Below are 16,865 nucleotides of genomic sequence, written 5' to 3' on the forward strand. Positions count from 1 at the left end.
CCCCGCCTCAGCGCGGGGCGCCCACGGCCCCTGCGCGCGCGGCCGCCGCCACGAAGTCGCGGATCAGCGCCGGGTCCTTCAGGCCGGGCGCGGTCTCGACCCCCGAGGACACGTCGACCGCCTGCGCGCCGGTCAGCCGGATCGCCTCGGCCACGTTCTGCGGAGTCAGCCCGCCCGCCAGCAGCCAGGGCCGAAGCCAGCGCCGCCCGACCAGCAGCCGCCAGTCGAAGGCCAGCCCGTTGCCGCCCGGCAGCACCGCGTCGCGCGGCGGCTTGGCATCGACCAGCAGCATGTCGGCCACCAGCCCGTAATCGGTCAGCGCCGGCAGGTCCGCCGCCGAGGCGATCCCCACCGCCTTCATCACCGGCAGGCCGGTCAGCGCCCGGACCGCCGCCACCCGGTCGGGGGTCTCGTGGCCGTGCAGCTGGATCAGGTCCAGCGGCACCGTGGCCAGAACCGCCTGCAACAGCGCGTCGTCGGGATCGACGAACAGCCCGACGCGGGCGATGCCGGGCGGCACGGCACCGGCCAGCGCCGCCGCCCGGTCGGGCGTCACGGCACGGGGCGATTTCGGAAAGAACACGAGGCCGACATAGCGCGCCCCGGCATCGACCGCTGCCGCGACATGGTCGGGCGCGCTGAGCCCGCAGATCTTGACCTGCGCCAAGGACGGCGCCTAGCGCGGCGCCGGCAGCGCGGACCCGGACGCGGCCGGGCCGGTTGCGCCCGGCACGGCGCCTTTCGGACGATCAAGGATCGCCAGCACCTCGTCGCGGGGCGCGGCATGGCGGCTGCGCAGGTTGCCCACCTCGGATTCCAGCCGCGCGACCTCGGCGCTGCGCAGGCGCGCCTCGCGGCGGATATGGGCCTCGCGCAGGAATTCCCAGACCAGCCCTGCCAGCATGCCGCAGGCGAAGGCCAGGAAGATGATCAGGAACAGCGGCAGGTCCACGCTCCACTGACCGCCAAGATACTGCCCGAAATTCGCGGGGAAGGCCGACAGGGTGACGATGTCGCGGTTGGCCAGCGCCACGGCGATCAGCACGATGGCCAGGAAGACGACGAACAGAAGGCGGATGAAGCGCATGGGATATCCTTGAACTGGCGCGGCCGTCCGGGGCCGGAGCGCGGCCGGGGCGTGTCGCAGTCTATGCCGGTCAGGCCTCGCCGTTCAACCGATCACGAAGCAGCTTGCCGGTCTTGAAGAAGGGAACGTGCTTTTCCTCGACATCGACGGATTCGCCGGTGCGCGGGTTGCGGCCGGTGCGCGCATCGCGCTTCTTGACCGAGAAGGCGCCGAAGCCGCGCAGCTCGACCCGGTCGCCGCGCGCCATGGCGTCGATGATCTCCTCGAAGACGGTGTTCACGATGCGCTCGACATCGCGGCGGAACAGATGCGGATTGTCGTCGGAAATCTTCTGGATCAGCTCGGATCGGATCATCCCGTCCCCCCATTCAGCACAATTGGACCATCGTGGCGTCGGAACCGGGCGCGGCAATCCGGTTCCCGACCCGCAGGAAACGCATCAATCTATTCTTCGGTTTCCTAGCGATGCCAGCTTTGGCAGGCCGGTGCAAGACGCTAGCGCCGCGCAACCCCCGACGCGCGCAAGAAAAAAGCCCGCCCCCCGGGTCAGGGGGACGGGCCGTTCATGGCGGCGAAACGCCCGGCTCAGCCGTTGCGGTTCAGCGCCGCGCCGAGGATGTCGCCCAGCGAGGCACCCGAATCCGAGCTGCCATACTGGTCGATCGCCTCCTTCTCTTCGGCGATCTCGCGGGCCTTGATCGACAGGCCCAGACGGCGGGTCTTGGTGTCGATGTTGGTGACGCGGGCATCGACCTTGTCGCCGACCTGGAAGCGCTCGGGACGCTGGTCCTGACGGTCGCGCGCCAGATCGCTGCGGCGGATGAAGGACTTGACGCCGTTGTATTCGACCTCGACGCCGCCATCCTCGATCGCGGTGATCTCGACCGTGACGACCGAGCCACGCTTCACGCCGTCAACGGCTTCGGCCATGTGCTCGTTCTCGAGCGACTTGATCGACAGCGAGATGCGCTCTTTCTCGACATCCACGTCCTGGACGACGGCCTTGACGACATCGCCCTTGCGGAAGTCCTGGATCGCATCCTCGCCGCGGGCATCCCAGCTGATGTCCGACAGGTGCACCATGCCGTCGATATCGCCCTCGAGACCGACGAACAGACCGAATTCGGTGATGTTCTTGACCTCGCCCTCGATGACCGTGCCGGTCGGGTGGGTTTCGGCAAAGACATCCCACGGGTTGCGCATGGTCTGCTTGAGGCCCAGGGAGACGCGGCGCTTGGCCTCGTCGATCTCGAGCACCATGACCTCGACTTCCTGCGAGGTCGAGACGATCTTGCCCGGATGGACGTTCTTCTTGGTCCAGCTCATCTCCGAGACATGGACCAGACCCTCGACACCGGCTTCCAGTTCGACGAAGGCGCCGTAGTCGGTGATGTTGGTCACGCGGCCCTGATGGACCGAACCGATCGGGAACTTGTCGGCGACGGTGTCCCAGGGGTCGGCCTGCAGCTGCTTCATGCCCAGGCTGATGCGGTGGCTGTCCTTGTTGATCTTGATGACCTGGACCTTCACCGTCTCGCCGATCGACAGGATCTCGGAGGGGTGGTTGACGCGGCGCCACGCCATGTCGGTGACGTGCAGCAGCCCGTCCACGCCGCCCAGATCGACGAAGGCGCCGTATTCGGTGATGTTCTTCACGACACCGTTGATCGACTGGCCCTCGGTCAGGTTGGCGATGACCTCGGCGCGCTGCTCGGCGCGGCTTTCCTCGAGGATGGCGCGGCGCGACACGACGATGTTGCCGCGGCGGCGATCCATCTTGAGGATCTGGAACGGCTGCTTCAGGCCCATCAGCGGGCCGGCATCGCGCACCGGGCGGACATCGACCTGGCTGCCGGGCAGGAAGGCCACGGCGCCGCCCAGATCGACGGTGAAGCCACCCTTGACGCGCCCGAAGATGGCGCCTTCGACGCGCTCTTCATCGGCATAGGCCTTTTCCAGGCGATCCCAGGCTTCCTCGCGGCGGGCCTTCTCGCGGCTGATCGAGGCTTCGCCACGGGCGTTCTCGACGCGGTCCAGGTAAACCTCGACCTCGTCGCCGACCTTGATGCTGGCTTCCTCGCCGGGATTTGCGAATTCCTTCAGATCGACGCGGCCTTCCATCTTGTAGCCGACGTCGATGATGGCCTGCCCCGCCTCGATGGCGATGACGCGGCCCTTGACGACCGACCCCTCGTCGGGGGTGTCGATGTCGAGGCTTTCGTTCAGGAGGGCCTCGAATTCCTCCATGGTCGCTTTAGCGCACATATGTATCCAGTTTCCTTTACGTCTGTCTTGCTGGCCTGACGGTTGGCTCCGCCGGTCTGTCTGGTGCCGATCTGGAACGACAAAGGGTCGCGGCGTGGCGCGCGACCCGTCTTGCTGTGGCCTGTTGTGACCATGTCGTCCGATTGACTGCCGGTGGATATAGGCGCGCGGGCCGCCAAACTCAACGGAAAACTGCGCCCGCCGCGCCCGCAGGGGCCGTCACAGCAGGAAGATGTCCGAGGCGATCTGGTCGGCCCGCAGGTCGGTGCCCGCCAGGGTCAGCCGGTCGCCATCGCCGAAGTCGATGACCAGCCCCGCATCGGTCGCCCGGATGTGGTCCCTGACCAGCCCGCCCGGCGTCTCGCCCCGCAGCAGCGCGGGATCGATCACCAGCCGGTCGGTGCCGGGCCGGAAATCGGCGATCCGGTCGGCCCCGCCGCCGCGCGCGAAGACGAAGCTGTCGGCCCCGCCGCCCCCGTCCAGCAAATCGTTGCCGCGGTCGCCCGACAGCGTGTCGGCGCCGTCTCCGCCCGCCAGCCGGTCGCGCCCGGCCTCTCCGCGCATCAGGTCGTTGCCCCCGCCGCCGGCCAGCCGGTCATGGCCCGCGCCGCCGCGCAGCCCGTCATGGCCGCCCTCGCCCGCCAGCCCGTCGCGGCCGGTACCGCCCGTCAGCGCGTCGCCGCCCTGCCCGCCGCGCAGGTCGTCTGCCCCGCCCTGCCCCAGCAGCAGGTCGGCGCCCGCCCCGCCCTGCAGCAGGTCGCGGCCGCCGCGCCCCGCGATCCAGTCGTCGCCGCCCCCGCCCGTGGCGCGATCGGCCCCGCCGGTCAGGCTGAAATCGTCATTGCGGGCGGTACCGGCGAACGGCCCCGCGCCCGCGACCCGGATGCCGTCGAAATCGGCCAGCCAGTCGCTGCGGGCCGGTGCGGCGACGCCGATGCCGCCGATGCCCGAGAGCGCGAAGCTGCCATCCTCCGGCCGGGTCCGGCCGTCCGTATCGGCGAAGTTCTGCGTCACCATCAGCACGCGGTATTCCCGCCCGCCGGCGGTAAAGCCGCCGGTCTCGAGCCCGATCCCGATCAGGGTCGAGCGGTCATCGACGATATTGGCGTAGTGGCACGGGCTGTCCATCAGCATCTGGTGCAATTGCCGGATCTCGTCGCGCAGATCCGCCTCGCCCGAGACGCTGACATAGGCGATGTTCTCGGCCGTGCTCCACGACCCCGACAGGTCGAGACCGGCTGCGACCATGCGCTGCGACGCGGTCGATCCGCCCTGCCCAGTATGCGAAAAGACGTCCTCGGCCAGCATCCAGCGGCTGTGCCGCTCGGCCGAGGCGTTCAGCGACAAATCGACCGTCAGCGGGTCCAGGTCGTGCTGGGCGCGGCTGCGATTGACCAGGTCCACGAAATAGCGTTCGTCGGCGGTGGAAACGGACATGGGCGGCCTCTCGGGCATGGGGTGACCCCGCAATCATAGCCCGCTTGATCCGGCGGCACGACCGGAAGATCCCTAAAACACGGCGGATCCCTGTCCACAGCGGCGCCACCGACCGGCCGCGAAGGCGACATCCAGCCGGTCTGACGGCGCGAAGCGCAGGCCGGGCATCGGCGCGACATGCCGCTCGATCGCCACCCGGTCGCCCACGATCTCCAGCAGCGTGACCTCGTTCTGCGCATCGCCCGGCCGGGCGCAGAGCGCGGTGCCGGACTGCACCTGCAACAGCCCCGGATGGGCGGTCGTTTCCAGCAGCGCCTCGGTGGTCCAGCGGTGAAGATGGCCGCTGAGGGCGATCCGCACGCCCATCGAGACCAGCCGCGCAAGCGCCGCGGCGCCGCCGCGCGGCAGGGTCTTGTCGACGCCCGGCGCATGTTCCAGCGGATGATGCAGCGCCACGAGGTTGCAGCGCAGCGGATCGACGCCCCCCGCCAGCCGGTCCAGATCGCCCGCCCGCAGGATGCCGCGCTGCCAGCTGAAGGGATCGACGCTGTTCAGCCCGGCCACCCGCGCGCCGCCCGCCGAGAGCGCCGGTTGCAGATCGCGCCCCAGCCCGCGCCGATAGCCCGCATAGGGCGCCAGAAAGCGCACCGGCATGTTGTAGAGCGGCACGTCGTGATTGCCCGGCACCACCACGAGCGGCGCGGCGATCGCGTCGAGGAAGGCCGCCGCCTGCCTGAACTGGCCCGGCCTGCCGCGATGCGTCAGATCGCCGGTCACCGCCACCAGATCGGCCCGCGCCCGGTTCACCAGCGCAAGCAGCGGCCCCACCAGATCCTCGCGGTGATAGCCGAAATGCAGGTCCGACAGATGCAGGATCCGGGTCACGCGGCGCGGTCTTTCGTCTCGGCGGGCGCCTCCGCGGGCAACAGCACCCGCAGCCCGCCATGCCAGACCTTCAGATGCAGCGGCGAGGCCATCATGGTCTTTTCGCCGTCATGCGCGATCAGCATCCGCTTGCGCGGGGTGACGATGGTCAGGTCGTCGGTCACGATCATGTCGAAATCGCTGTCCTTGGCCGAAAAGCCGAAGGCCAGCCGGAAGGCCGAGCGCAGCAGCGGCAGCGGCTGGCGGGCCTTGGCGATCAGCACCGCGAACTTCCCGTCGCGGATCGCGTCCGCCCCGTCAAGCCCGAAGCTGTCAAGCTGGTAGGCGCTGCGGGCGACGAAGACCAGGGCGGTGGTATAGTCCCGGCTTTCGCCGTTCACCGTCGCGGTCAGCGTCATCGGCCGGCGCAGCCGCCGCAGCGCCACCAGCACCGACCAGTAGGCCGCGAGGCGTGACCTGCCCCACCGGCGATAGATGCTTTCGCGGGTCTTCAGGATATGCGGATAGGCGCCCAGGCTGACATTGTTGAGAAACACCAGATTCTCGATCTGGCCGATATCGACCCGTGCCACGCGCGCGTGCCCGATGCTGTCAAGGGCCTCGGGGATTTCCTCGCCCACGCCAAGACCGCGGGCGAAATAGTTGAAGGTGCCGCCCGGCAGCACCCCCATGATCGCGTCGGTGCCGGCCAGCGCGCCGGCCACCGCTGATTGCGTGCCGTCGCCGCCCGCCGCCACGATCACCTCGAAACCCTCGGCCACCGCACCGCGGGCCACCGCCACGATGTCGCTGCCGCGTGCCGTCTGGCGCAGCGCGAAGCCCGCGCAGCGCGGCTTCAGCGCGTCCTCGATGGCGCGGGCGACGGCGCGGTCGTCCTTGCTGCCCGAACCGGGGTTCAGGATGACGCAGACGCGATGTCGCGACAGGTCGAACAGGGGCTCTTGCATGATGATCCGGGGTCCGAGGGTTTGCCCCTCAACCCGCCCACCCGGCAGAAGTTTCACAAAAGCCGCGCGGCCTCCTGCGCGGCCGGCGAAAGCCCCTCGCCGCCCGTGGCCACATAGTCCTGAAACTGCTGCCGCATCCGCGGCTCCCAGTAGTCGCGCAGATGCGCCGCGACCTTCTCGGCCGGGTCGCCCGGCTGGCTGGCGAAGAAGGTGGCGATCTGGTTGGCCATGTGGACCATCTTCTCAGGCGACATCGGGAACCTCGGCGCGCAGCCTTTCGGGGTGACAGAACAGGTCGAAGCCGTCGCCGCGGGCAAAGGCGGCCAGGGTGATGCCGGCGCCCTCGGCCAGGCGCAGCGCGTGCAGGGTCGGTGCCGAGACGGCGATCAGCACCGCACAGCCGGCCATGGCGCATTTCTGCACCATCTCGACCGAGACGCGGCTGGTCAGCACGATCGCGCCCCGCCCCGCATCGATTCCCTGCCGCGCCATCGCGCCGATCAGCTTGTCCAGCGCGTTGTGCCGGCCGACATCCTCGCGGGCCAGCACGATCCCCTCGCCAGGAAGCATGAAGCCCGCCGCATGGACGGCATGGGTGCGGTCGTGCAGCGGCTGCCAGCCGCGCAGCGCCCCGGTCGCGGTGGCCAGCTCGGCCGCCGCCAGCAGCGGGCCGCGATCCGACAGGTCAGGCAGCGCGCGGGTCGCCTGCGCCAGGCTGTCGATGCCGCACAGTCCGCAGCCGACCGGCCCCGCAAGGGTGCGGCGCCGCGCGGCCAGCGCCTCGGCCCGATCGGTCGCCAGCCATATCCGCGCCTCGATACCCTCGGGCTGGGCGACGATCTCGCAGCCGGCGATCTGCGCGGGCGCCGCGACGATCCCCTCGGTCAGCGAGAACCCGACCGCGAAATCCTCGAGATCGGCGGGGCTGGCCATCATCACCGCATGGGTGGTGCCGTCATAGACCATCGCCACGGCGGTCTCCTCGGGCAGCACGCGGCTGACCGGGCGGCGCGATCCGCCGACCCGCAGATGCGCCGCCTGCGCGGCGCCGGCAGGGCCGGGTGTGGCAAGAGCCGGGCCGGCGGGACCGGCACCGGCGGGACCGGAACGGGCCATCGCGCTATTCGGCCGCGGGCAGAATGCGGCGCGAGCGTTCGGCCTGTTCGCTGTAGCGTTCCTGCCAGTCGGACGGTCCGTTCGAGGGGCTGACCTGCACCGCCGTCACCTTGTATTCCGGGCAATTGGTGGCCCAGTCCGAAAAATCGGTGGTGACGACATTGGCCTGTGTCGCGGGGTGGTGGAAGGTCGTGTAGACCACCCCCGGCGCAACCCGGTCGGTCAGCGTCGCCCGCAGCGTGGTCTCGCCCGCGCGGCTGGCCAGCCGCACCCAGTCGCCCTCGTTGATGCCGCGGAACTCGGCGTCGTGGGGGTGGATCTCCAGGATGTCCTCGGGATGCCACAGGACATTGGCCGTGCGCCGGGTCTGCGCGCCGACATTGTATTGCGACAGGATCCGGCCGGTGGTCAGCAGCAGCGGGAATCGCGGCCCGCTGCGTTCGTCGGTGGCGACATATTCGGTGACGATGAAATGCCCCTTGCCCGACATGAAGCCGTCCATGTGCATCATCGGCGTGCCCTCGGGCGCGGCCTCGTTGCAGGGCCATTGCACCGAGCCCAGCTCCTCCAGCACCTCGTAGCTGACGCCGGCAAAGCTGGGCGTGGTCGCGGCGATCTCGTCCATGATCTGGCCGGGATGGGTATAGTGCCAGCCCGCGCCCATCGCATTGGCCAGCGCCTGCGTCACCTCCCAGTCCTCATAGCCGTTCAGCGGCGCCATCACCCGGCGGACGCGGTTGATGCGGCGTTCGGCATTGGTGAAGGTGCCGTCCTTTTCCAGGAAGCTGCTGCCCGGCAGGAAGACATGGGCGTAGTTGGCCGTCTCGTTCAGGAACAGGTCATGGACGATGACGCATTCCATCGCCTTAAGCCCTGCCGCGACGTGGTGGGTGTCGGGGTCCGATTGCAGGATGTCCTCGCCCTGGCAATAGAGCCCCTTGAAGCTGCCCTCGACGGCGGCATCCAGCATGTTGGGGATGCGCAGGCCGGGCTCGGGGTCGATCTCGACGCCCCAGGCCTGTTCGAAGATGGCGCGCACATCGGGCAGTTTCACATGGCGATAGCCCGGCAATTCATGCGGGAACGAGCCCATGTCGCAACTGCCCTGCACGTTGTTCTGGCCGCGCAACGGGTTCACGCCCACGCCGGGCCGGCCGATATTGCCGGTCAGCATGGCGAGGTTGGCGATGCCCATGACCGTGGTCGAGCCCTGCGAATGTTCGGTCACGCCGAGGCCGTAATAGATCGCGCCATTGCCGCCGGTGGCGAACAGCCGCGCCGCCGCACGCAGGTCGGCGGCGGCCACGCCGGTCAGCGCCTCCATCGCCTCGGGGCTGTGGCGGGGCTGGCTGACGAAGTCGACGTAATGCTGGAATTCGTCCCAGTCGCAGCGGCTGCGGATGAAGCCCTCGTCGCAGAGGCCCTCGGTCACGATGACATGCGCCATCGCGGTCACGACGGCAACATTGGTGCCGGGGCGCAGCGGCAGGTGGTAGTCGGCCTCGACATGGGCGGACCGCACCATGTCGATGCGGCGCGGATCGACGATGATCAGCCGCGCGCCCTGCCGCAGCCGCCTTTTCAGCCGGCTGGCAAAGACCGGGTGGCCGTCGGTCGGATTGGCGCCGATGATCATCACGACGTCGCTGTGCTCGACGCTGTCGAAATCCTGCGTGCCGGCCGAGGTGCCGAAGGTCTTGCCGAGGCCGTAGCCGGTGGGCGAATGGCAGACCCGTGCGCAGGTGTCGGTGTTGTTGTTCAGAAACACCGCGCGGGCCAGTTTCTGGACCAGATAGGTTTCCTCGTTGGTGCAGCGCGACGAGGTGATCACCCCGATCGAGCGGCGGCCGTATTTGTCCTGAAGCCCCTTCATCCGGTCGGCGGCGAAGGCCAGCGCCTCGTTCCATTCGACCTCGCGCCAGGGCTGGTCGATGCTGTCGCGGATCATCGGCTTGAGGATGCGGTCCTTGTGGTTGGCATAGCCATAGGCAAAGCGGCCCTTGATGCAGCTGTGGCCGCGATTGGCCTTGCCATGCTTCCACGGCACCATGCGCACCAGCCGGTCGCCATTCATCTCGGCCTTGAAGCTGCAGCCGACGCCGCAATAGGCGCAGGTGGTGATGACCGATCGCGTGGGCGTGCCCAGTTCGATCACCGATTTCTCCTGCAGGGTCGCGGTCGGGCAGGCCTGCACGCAGGCACCGCAGCTGACGCAATCCGAGGTCAGGAAATCATCGCCCGCCGCCCCGGCGCTGACCTTGCTGTCAAAGCCGCGTCCCTCGATGGTCAGCGCGAAGGTGCCCTGCACCTCTTCGCAGGCCCGTACGCAGCGCGAACAGACGATGCATTTCGACGGGTCGAAGGTGAAATAGGGGTTGCTTTCATCCTTGGGCGTGTAGCGCGGATTGGCCTCGGCGACCGGCATCCGCAGCCGCGCCTCGGCCTGGCTGCGCGCGCCGCTGCCCGAGGGGTCGAAATGGTTCTGGCCGGGGGTATAGCGCACGTCCCGAAGCCCGACCATGCCGGCGGTGTCCTGCAATTCGCAATCGCCATTGGCCGCGCAGGTCAGGCAGTCCAGCGGGTGGTCGCTGATATACAGCTCCATCACGCCCTTGCGGATGCGCTGGACCTTGCTGGACTGGGTGTGGACGACCATGCCCTCGGCCACCGGCGTGGTGCAGGAGGCGGGCGTGCCGCGGCGGCCCTCGATCTCGACCACGCAGACGCGGCAGGACCCGAAGGCCTCCAGATTGTCGCTGGCGCACAGCTTGGGCACGGTGATGCCGGCCAGGGCCGCGGCGCGCATGACCGAACTGCCCTCGGGGACGGTGACGGCGATGCCGTCGATCAGCAGGCTGACCGGCGCACCCGCGCGGGCCGGGGTGCCCAGATCGCGGTCGTCATGCGGTTCGGCGCCCGGCGGGTATTGCGGGATGATGAAGTCCTTCATTCGGCGGCCTCCTTCCGGCAGGCAAAATCGTCGGGGAACTGGGTCAGCGCCGACATCACCGGGAAGGGCGTGAACCCCCCCAGCGCGCAGAGCGAGCCGTCCTTCATGGTTTCGCAGAGATCGGTCAGCAGATCGGCGGCGGCCGGATCGCCGGCCGCGATGCGGTCGATGGTCTCGACCCCGCGCACCGCGCCGATCCGGCAGGGCGTGCATTTGCCGCAGCTTTCGATGGCGCAGAACTCCATCGCGAACCGCGCCATGCGCAGCATGTCGGCGGTGTCGTCAAAGACCACCAGACCGGCATGGCCGATCAGCCCGCCCGCCCCGTCGAATTCCTCGTAGCCCATCGGCGTGTCGAATTTCGACACCGGCATGTAGGCGCCCAGGGGCCCGCCGACCTGCACCGCCTTGACCGGTCGCCCCGAGGCGGTGCCCCCGCCGATGTCGTTGACCACCTCGCCAAGGGTCAGCCCGAAGGCGGTCTCGAACAGCCCGCCGCGCGCGACGTTGCCGGCGATCTGCAACGTCACGGTGCCGCGCGACCGGCCTAGGCCGAACCCCGCGTAATGCGCCGCGCCCTTCTCGAAGATCACCGGCACGGTGGCCAGGCTGATGACGTTGTTGACCACGGTGGGCTTGCCGAGAAAGCCCTCAAGCGCCGGCAGCGGCGGCTTGGCGCGCACCACGCCGCGCTTGCCCTCGAGGCTGTTCAGCAGGCTGGTTTCCTCGCCGCAGACATAGGCGCCGGCACCCGTGCGGATCTCCATGTCGAAGGCGTGGCCCGAGCCCAGCACCGACCCGCCCAGCACGCCGTTCTGCCGCGCGATCCCGACGGCGCGGGTCATCGCCGCGATCGCGTCGGGATATTCGGACCGCAGATAGACATAACCGCGCGTGGCGCCCACACCGATGCCGGCGATGGCCATGCCCTCGATCAGGGTGAAGGGGTCGCCCTCCATGATCATCCGGTCGGCGAATGTGCCGCTGTCGCCCTCGTCGGCGTTGCAGACGATGTATTTCTGAGCGGCCTCGGCCTGCATCACCGTATTCCACTTGATGCCGGTCGGAAAGCCCGCGCCGCCACGCCCGCGAAGGCCGCTGTCGGTAACCTCCTGCACGATGGCCTCGCGCGTCATGCCGAGGGCGCGGCGCAACCCGGCCAGACCGCCATGCGCCCGGTAGTCGTCCAGATCCAGCGGGTCGATCACCCCGCAGCGCGCAAAGGTCAGTCGCGTCTGCCGGCGCATCCAGTCGAGATCGTCGACCGGGCCAAGGCTGTCGAGTCGGCCGTCCAGCAGCGCCGGCACGTCCTCGGGCGCGACCGGGCCAAAGCCGACCCGGCCCTCGCCGGCGTCGATCTCGACCAGGGGCTCCAGCCAGATCATCCCGCGCGTGCCGGTGCGGGTGATCTGCACGTCGATGTCGCGCGCCTCGGCCTCGCGGGCGATCGCCTCGGCCACGGCGTCGGCGCCTACGGCGCGGGCGGCGCTGTCGATGGGAACAAAGATCCTCATGCGCCCGCCTCGTCCAGCAGCCGCCCCATCCGCGCGCCGTCCAGCCGCGCCACAACGCGATCATCCAGCATCGCGGCGGGCGCACAGGCGCACATGCCGAGGCAATAGACCGGCTCTACGGTGACGGCGCCATTGGCGGTGGTGTCGTGCCAGCCGATGCCCAGCCGGTCCAGCGCCGCCGCGGCCAGCGCCTCGCCGCCCATCGACTGGCAGGCCTCGGCCCGGCAGATCTTCAGCACATGCCGCCCGGCCGGGGCCTCGCGGAAATCGTGATAGAAGCTGATGACGCCATGCACCTCGGCGCGGGTCAGGTTCAGCACATCGGCCAGCACCGCCACGGCAGCCTGCGGCACGTGGCCCCATGCGTGCTGCACCGCGTGCAGCATCGGCAGAAGTGGCCCTTCCAGAGAGGTCAGCGGCACGACGACGGCGCGGATGTCCTCTGCGGTCGGGGCTGGCGCATTCACATGCATAGCTGGCCTCTCGACAATATCCCGGCTTCAGCAAACAGGCTTGTCGATCCAAAATCAATATCGGAATTCCGTTACACGATAGTCGCTATCTATCGGAAACCATGCGCCGCGCCTCGCCCAGCAGGGCGTCGAGAACCGGGGTATGCGGCTCGCGCCAAGGGGCGACGAGGCCCACCGCATGGGTGATCTGCGGCTGCTCCAGCGGCACCATCCGCACCGGCTTGCCCTGTGTCAGGAAGCTGGCGATGTCCTCGGGCAGGATGGTCAGCCAGCCGCCCTCCAGCACATGCGCGACCAGCACCACGGTCGAGCCGGATTCGACCGTCGCCTGCGGCGTCACCCCGGCGGCGACCAGATTGCGGTTGATGATCCGGCGGTTCTGCATGTCCGAGGTCAGCAGGCACAGCCGCTGGCCATCCAGTTCCGGCCAGGCCACGCTGTCGCGCCGCGCGAAGGCCGTGTCCTCGCCGCAGACCAGCATGTAGCGTTCGTCATACAGCGCCACCGTGCTGACCTTGCCCAGGGGTTCGTTGTCCAGATACGAGATGCCGGCATCGATCTCGAGATCGTCGATCATCTGCAGGATCTCGACCGAGGTGCGCGACAGGATGGTGAAGCCGACATTGGGATGCATGGTGCCGAAGCGCGCGGAAATCTTGGCCGCCCAGGTCAGCGCGGTGGGGATCACCGCGATCCGCAGCCGGCCCGACAGCCCGTGCCGGGTGGCCCGCATCTCTTCGCGCAGCTGCCGCGTGTCGCCGACGATGCGCCGCGCCCAGACCAGTGCGGACTGGCCCTCGGGGGTCAGCCCGCCATAGCGCGAGCCGCGAAAGATCAGCAGCACGCCCAGCTGTTCCTCAAGCTGCTTGATCCCCGCCGACAGGCTGGGCTGGGTGATGCCGAGACTGGCGGCGGCGCGGCCGAAATGGCCCTCCTTGGCCACCGCCAGAAACATCTCGAGCTTGTCGATCACACCCTGCCCCCCGCGCGGCCTGTCGCATCAAGCCCGCGCGGGCGCCGGGCGTCAACCGGCGCCGGGCCGGATCAGTCGAAGACGAAGTCGCCAAGGTCCAGCTGGCCGCGCTGGAAGTCGACGAGGGTGATGATGGTGGGGCCGTCATCGTCGTCGCCCTCGATGCGCAGGACCGTGTTGCCGTTGACCTGCCGGGCATTGTTGATGACCTGCTGCACCTCGGCGCGGCTCAGGTCGTCAAGGTCCAGCCGGTCGACGCCATTGGTGAAGTCGCGGACCCGGTCGCGGCCGTCGCCGTCGCCAAACTCGAACTCGTCGGCACCGCCGCCGCCGACCAGCAGATCGTTGCCGTCGCCGCCATCCAGCGTGTCGCGGCCGGCCTGCCCGAACAGCCGGTCGTCGCCGTCATCGCCGTCAAGCTCGTCATTGCCGGCGCCGCCGCGCAGCAGGTCTCTGCCGTCATCGCCCTCGAGCTCGTCATTGCCGCCGCCGCCGAACAGCCGGTCATTGCCGCCGTCGCCTTCCAGGTCGTCACTGCCGCCAAGCCCGCGCAGCAGGTCGTTGCCGCCATTGCCCCACAGCAGGTCGGAAAAATTCGTGCCCGTCAGGGTGTCGTTGCCGCTGGTTCCGATTCGACGCACCATCTTGTTCTCCTTCGTGTTCCGTGTCGCGTGATCGCCCCGGCGCAGCCTGCGGCCGGGGCCCGTGGCGCGGGCTTAGCATGGCCGGCCTGACGGTTCGCTGACGCCGGGCGTCAGGCAAATGTCAGGCAGGCCGCGCTAGGTTGCGGCGCATGTCACGGATTCGCCTCGCCCCCCATCGCCCCGCCCCAGTTCGCCCCGCCGCCTTCCGCCGTGCCCCAGTTCGCCTTGCCCCTGTTCGCCTTGCCCCCGCCAGCCTTGCGCTGCTCGTGCTGCTGTGCACCGCCTCGCAAGGCCAGCCCGATGCCCAACCCGACACCCGGCCCGACGCCCAGATCGCCCGCGATGCCGTGGCACGCGGCGCCTTCCTGCCGATGGAGCGGATCCTGACGATCGTCTCGCGCGACCATCCGGGCGAGCTGGTCGAGATTGAACTGGAGCAGGAGGACGGCGTCTGGGAATATGAGGTCGAGATCGTGACCCCCCAGGGCCGGCTGATCGAGGTGCGGCTGCAGGCCGCGACGGGCCGCATCCTGCGGGTCGAGGACAAGGACGATACGGACTGATGCGCGCCCTTGTGGTCGAGGATGATCCGCGGATCGCGGCGGACCTGCGTCATGCGCTGGCCGCCGCCGGATTCCGCGTCGAGACCGTCGGCGACGGCGAGACCGCCTGGTTCCGCGGCGGCACCGAGGATTACGACCTGATCGTTCTGGATCTGGGCCTGCCGCGCATCGACGGGCTCAGCGTGCTGAAGCGGTGGCGGGCCGAGGGCTGCGACAGCCCGGTGCTGATCCTGACGGCGCGCGGCGCCTGGACCGAGCGTGTCGAGGGCATCGACGCGGGCGCCGACGACTACCTGCCCAAGCCGTTCCGCATGGAGGAACTGGTCGCCCGCGCCCGCGCACTGGTCCGGCGCAAGGGCGGGCGTGCCGACACGCGGCTGCAGCTGGGCCGGCTGGGGCTTGACCTCAGCCGGATGCAGGCGACGCTGGACGGCGTGCCGGTCGCGCTGAGCCCGCTGGAATTCCGGCTGATCGCGCATCTGGCGGCGCATCGCGACCGGGTGGTGCCGGCGACCGAGCTTCTGGAGCATCTCTACGGCGATGACGACGCGCGCGAGGCCAACGCGCTGGAGGCGGTGATCGCCCGGTTGCGGCGCAAGCTGGGCGCCGGGGTGATCGCGACGCGGCGCGGCTTCGGCTACATGCTGGTCGGGACGTGATGCGGCCGGCCTCGTTGCGCTGGCGGCTGATGCTGGCGGGCGGCGTGGCGGTGCTGGTGGTGCTGGCGCTTTCGGCCCTGGGGCTGACGGTGCTGTTCGATCGCCATGCCGAGCGGGTCGCGGTCGCCGACCTGAAGGCGCGCGCCACCGCGCTGGCCGCGATGGCCGAGCCGCGCGGGGATGCGCCGCCGCGCCTCGGCCCGCCGCCGCGCGATCCGCTGTATGAGCGGCCCTTTTCCGGGCATTACTGGCAGATCAGCCTGGGCGATGCGCTCGCGCGGTCGCGGTCGCTGTGGGATGCCGCCCTGCCGCTTGCGGACGACCCGCCGCCGCCGGGCCGCTGGCGGATCGGCAGCGCCGATGGCCCGCGCGGGCAACGGCTGCTGCTGGCCGAGACGAGCCTGCTGGTCGGCGGCGGGGCGCAGCCGGTGACGATGCATATCGCCGTTGCCGAGGACCGCGCCGAGCTGGCCGCCGCGCGCCAGTCCTTCCTGGGCGATCTGGTGCCGTTCCTGGCGCTGCTGGGGGGGCTTCTGGTCGCCACATTCGCCGCACAGGCCGGCATCGGGCTGCGGCCGCTGGCGCGGATCGGCGCGCGGGTTGACAGCCTTGCCCAGGGGCTGCGCCCGCGGATCGGCGGCGACCTGCCGGCCGAGGTGATGCCGCTGGCCGGGCAGATCGACCGGCTGCTGGACGACCGCGACCGCGAACTGGCCCGCGCCCGGCATCGGGCCGGCGATCTGGCGCATGGCTTCAAGACGCCGCTGCAGGCCCTGCTGGGCGATGCCGCGCAGCTGCGGGACCGGGGCCAGGCCGGCATCGCCGCCGAGATCGAGGCCGTCGTGCTGACCATGCGCCGCCATGTGGACCGGGAACTGGCCCGGGCGCGGATCCAGTCCGATCGCGGCCATGCCGCCTGCCACCCCGCCGAGGTTCTCTCGCGGCTGGTCCGGGTGCTGCGCCGGATGCCCGAGGGCGCGCGTCTCGACTGGCGCCTGGACGCGCCGGCCGGTCTGAAGGCCCGCATCGACGCGGACGACCTGACCGAGGCGCTTGGCGCCCTGATGGAGAACGCCATGCGCCACGCCGCCACCCGCGTCGAGGCGCGGCTGCACGCCGAGGCCGGGCGGGTGCTGGTCGCGATCCGCGATGACGGGCCGGGCGTGCCCGACACGGCGCTGGGCGGGCTTCAGGATCGCGGCGTGCGCCTGGACGAGGGCGGCGACGGGCAGGGCATCGGCCTTGCCATCACCGCCGAGATCGTCGAGGCGGCGGGCGGGCGGCTGCGGCTGGAAAACGCCGGCCCGGGCCTGCGCGCGATCATGGCCCTGCCGCGCGCCGGCTGATCGGTC

The 16,865-nt window shown here is 69.9% G+C and carries 17 protein-coding genes; 3 read left to right on the forward strand and 14 right to left on the reverse strand.

Annotation, left to right across the window (positions count from 1 at the left end; genetic code table 11):
• Window positions 1–7 precede the first annotated feature (7 nt).
• The 14 genes from Q5Y72_RS01335 to Q5Y72_RS01400 all read right to left on the reverse strand — a co-directional run bounded on the left by Q5Y72_RS01335 (window position 8) and on the right by Q5Y72_RS01400 (window position 14,291).
• Window positions 8–667 (reverse strand): phosphoribosylanthranilate isomerase, encoded by a 660-nt coding sequence (locus tag Q5Y72_RS01335; RefSeq protein WP_305961616.1) that lies wholly within the window; start codon window positions 665–667, stop codon window positions 8–10.
• A gap of 9 nt (window positions 668–676) precedes the next feature.
• The gene (locus tag Q5Y72_RS01340) at window positions 677–1,087 is read right to left on the reverse strand and encodes a LapA family protein (protein ID WP_305961617.1); all 411 of its coding nucleotides are present in this window, start codon (window positions 1,085–1,087) and stop codon (window positions 677–679) included.
• 70 nt (window positions 1,088–1,157) lie between these two features.
• Entirely contained in the window at window positions 1,158–1,442 is a 285-nt protein-coding gene (gene ihfB, locus Q5Y72_RS01345) for an integration host factor subunit beta (RefSeq protein ID WP_305961618.1), read from the reverse strand.
• Window positions 1,443–1,672: 230 nt separating this feature from the next.
• Window positions 1,673–3,352 carry a 30S ribosomal protein S1 gene (gene rpsA / locus Q5Y72_RS01350; protein ID WP_305961619.1) on the reverse strand — a complete coding sequence of 560 codons (1,680 nt, stop codon included), beginning with the start codon at window positions 3,350–3,352 and terminating at the stop codon, window positions 1,673–1,675.
• Between the two features lie 219 nt (window positions 3,353–3,571).
• Window positions 3,572–4,789, reverse strand: coding sequence for a CAP domain-containing protein (locus Q5Y72_RS01355; RefSeq protein WP_305961620.1), 1,218 nt, complete (start codon window positions 4,787–4,789; stop codon window positions 3,572–3,574).
• A gap of 72 nt (window positions 4,790–4,861) precedes the next feature.
• Window positions 4,862–5,674, reverse strand: a complete 813-nt coding sequence (locus Q5Y72_RS01360; protein ID WP_305961621.1) for a metallophosphoesterase family protein — start codon at window positions 5,672–5,674, stop codon at window positions 4,862–4,864.
• Entirely contained in the window at window positions 5,671–6,621 is a 951-nt protein-coding gene (locus tag Q5Y72_RS01365; RefSeq protein WP_305961622.1) for a diacylglycerol/lipid kinase family protein, read from the reverse strand. Before Q5Y72_RS01365 ends, Q5Y72_RS01360 begins: the two co-directional genes overlap by 4 nt.
• A gap of 53 nt (window positions 6,622–6,674) precedes the next feature.
• Window positions 6,675–6,875 carry a formate dehydrogenase subunit delta gene (locus Q5Y72_RS01370; protein WP_305961623.1) on the reverse strand — a complete coding sequence of 67 codons (201 nt, stop codon included), beginning with the start codon at window positions 6,873–6,875 and terminating at the stop codon, window positions 6,675–6,677.
• A complete protein-coding gene (gene fdhD, locus Q5Y72_RS01375; protein ID WP_305961624.1) occupies window positions 6,865–7,737 on the reverse strand; it encodes a formate dehydrogenase accessory sulfurtransferase FdhD in 873 nt (290 codons plus the stop codon). The genes Q5Y72_RS01370 and fdhD overlap by 11 nt, the downstream gene beginning before the upstream one ends.
• Window positions 7,738–7,741: 4 nt before the next feature.
• Complete coding sequence (gene fdhF / locus Q5Y72_RS01380; RefSeq protein WP_305961625.1) at window positions 7,742–10,687, reverse strand: formate dehydrogenase subunit alpha; 2,946 nt, start codon at window positions 10,685–10,687, stop codon at window positions 7,742–7,744.
• Window positions 10,684–12,201 carry an NADH-ubiquinone oxidoreductase-F iron-sulfur binding region domain-containing protein gene (locus Q5Y72_RS01385; protein WP_305961626.1) on the reverse strand — a complete coding sequence of 506 codons (1,518 nt, stop codon included), beginning with the start codon at window positions 12,199–12,201 and terminating at the stop codon, window positions 10,684–10,686. Before Q5Y72_RS01385 ends, fdhF begins: the two co-directional genes overlap by 4 nt.
• Window positions 12,198–12,674, reverse strand: coding sequence for a formate dehydrogenase subunit gamma (locus Q5Y72_RS01390; protein WP_305961627.1), 477 nt, complete (start codon window positions 12,672–12,674; stop codon window positions 12,198–12,200). The genes Q5Y72_RS01385 and Q5Y72_RS01390 overlap by 4 nt, the downstream gene beginning before the upstream one ends.
• Before the next feature lie 85 nt (window positions 12,675–12,759).
• Window positions 12,760–13,647 carry a LysR family transcriptional regulator gene (locus Q5Y72_RS01395; protein WP_305961628.1) on the reverse strand — a complete coding sequence of 296 codons (888 nt, stop codon included), beginning with the start codon at window positions 13,645–13,647 and terminating at the stop codon, window positions 12,760–12,762.
• Window positions 13,648–13,718: 71 nt separating this feature from the next.
• The gene (locus Q5Y72_RS01400; RefSeq protein WP_305961629.1) at window positions 13,719–14,291 is read right to left on the reverse strand and encodes a calcium-binding protein; all 573 of its coding nucleotides are present in this window, start codon (window positions 14,289–14,291) and stop codon (window positions 13,719–13,721) included.
• Window positions 14,292–14,557: 266 nt separating this feature from the next.
• Here Q5Y72_RS01400 and Q5Y72_RS01405 point away from each other — a divergent pair, with 266 nt between their 5' ends.
• The 3 genes from Q5Y72_RS01405 to Q5Y72_RS01415 are packed head-to-tail and all read left to right on the forward strand — an operon-like array spanning window position 14,558 to window position 16,859.
• Complete coding sequence (locus Q5Y72_RS01405; protein ID WP_305961630.1) at window positions 14,558–14,854, forward strand: PepSY domain-containing protein; 297 nt, start codon at window positions 14,558–14,560, stop codon at window positions 14,852–14,854.
• Window positions 14,854–15,513, forward strand: a complete 660-nt coding sequence (locus Q5Y72_RS01410) for a response regulator transcription factor (protein WP_305961631.1) — start codon at window positions 14,854–14,856, stop codon at window positions 15,511–15,513. The genes Q5Y72_RS01405 and Q5Y72_RS01410 overlap by 1 nt, the downstream gene beginning before the upstream one ends.
• On the forward strand, window positions 15,513–16,859 hold the full coding sequence (locus Q5Y72_RS01415; protein ID WP_305961632.1) for a sensor histidine kinase: 1,347 nt from the start codon (window positions 15,513–15,515) through the stop codon (window positions 16,857–16,859). The genes Q5Y72_RS01410 and Q5Y72_RS01415 overlap by 1 nt, the downstream gene beginning before the upstream one ends.
• The last annotated feature ends 6 nt before the right edge of the window (window positions 16,860–16,865 follow it).

Source organism: Paracoccus spongiarum (genome assembly GCF_030732095.1).
Lineage (GTDB): Bacteria > Pseudomonadota > Alphaproteobacteria > Rhodobacterales > Rhodobacteraceae > Paracoccus > Paracoccus spongiarum.

Excerpts from the sequence above, each read along its gene's own strand:
- Q5Y72_RS01340 (WP_305961617.1), bottom strand. The coding sequence starts at position 1,087 with ATGCGCTTCATCCGCCTTCTGTTCGTCGTCTTCCTGGCCATCGTGCTG.
- ihfB (WP_305961618.1), bottom strand. The coding sequence starts at position 1,442 with ATGATCCGATCCGAGCTGATCCAGAAGATTTCCGACGACAATCCGCAT.
- rpsA (WP_305961619.1), bottom strand. The coding sequence starts at position 3,352 with ATGTGCGCTAAAGCGACCATGGAGGAATTCGAGGCCCTCCTGAACGAA.
- Q5Y72_RS01355 (WP_305961620.1), bottom strand. The coding sequence starts at position 4,789 with ATGTCCGTTTCCACCGCCGACGAACGCTATTTCGTGGACCTGGTCAAT.
- Q5Y72_RS01365 (WP_305961622.1), bottom strand. The coding sequence starts at position 6,621 with ATGCAAGAGCCCCTGTTCGACCTGTCGCGACATCGCGTCTGCGTCATC.
- Q5Y72_RS01370 (WP_305961623.1), bottom strand. The coding sequence starts at position 6,875 with ATGTCGCCTGAGAAGATGGTCCACATGGCCAACCAGATCGCCACCTTC.
- fdhD (WP_305961624.1), bottom strand. The coding sequence starts at position 7,737 with ATGGCCCGTTCCGGTCCCGCCGGTGCCGGTCCCGCCGGCCCGGCTCTT.
- fdhF (WP_305961625.1), bottom strand. The coding sequence starts at position 10,687 with ATGAAGGACTTCATCATCCCGCAATACCCGCCGGGCGCCGAACCGCAT.
- Q5Y72_RS01385 (WP_305961626.1), bottom strand. The coding sequence starts at position 12,201 with ATGAGGATCTTTGTTCCCATCGACAGCGCCGCCCGCGCCGTAGGCGCC.
- Q5Y72_RS01390 (WP_305961627.1), bottom strand. The coding sequence starts at position 12,674 with ATGCATGTGAATGCGCCAGCCCCGACCGCAGAGGACATCCGCGCCGTC.
- Q5Y72_RS01400 (WP_305961629.1), bottom strand. The coding sequence starts at position 14,291 with ATGGTGCGTCGAATCGGAACCAGCGGCAACGACACCCTGACGGGCACG.
- Q5Y72_RS01410 (WP_305961631.1), top strand. The coding sequence starts at position 14,854 with ATGCGCGCCCTTGTGGTCGAGGATGATCCGCGGATCGCGGCGGACCTG.
- Q5Y72_RS01415 (WP_305961632.1), top strand. The coding sequence starts at position 15,513 with ATGCGGCCGGCCTCGTTGCGCTGGCGGCTGATGCTGGCGGGCGGCGTG.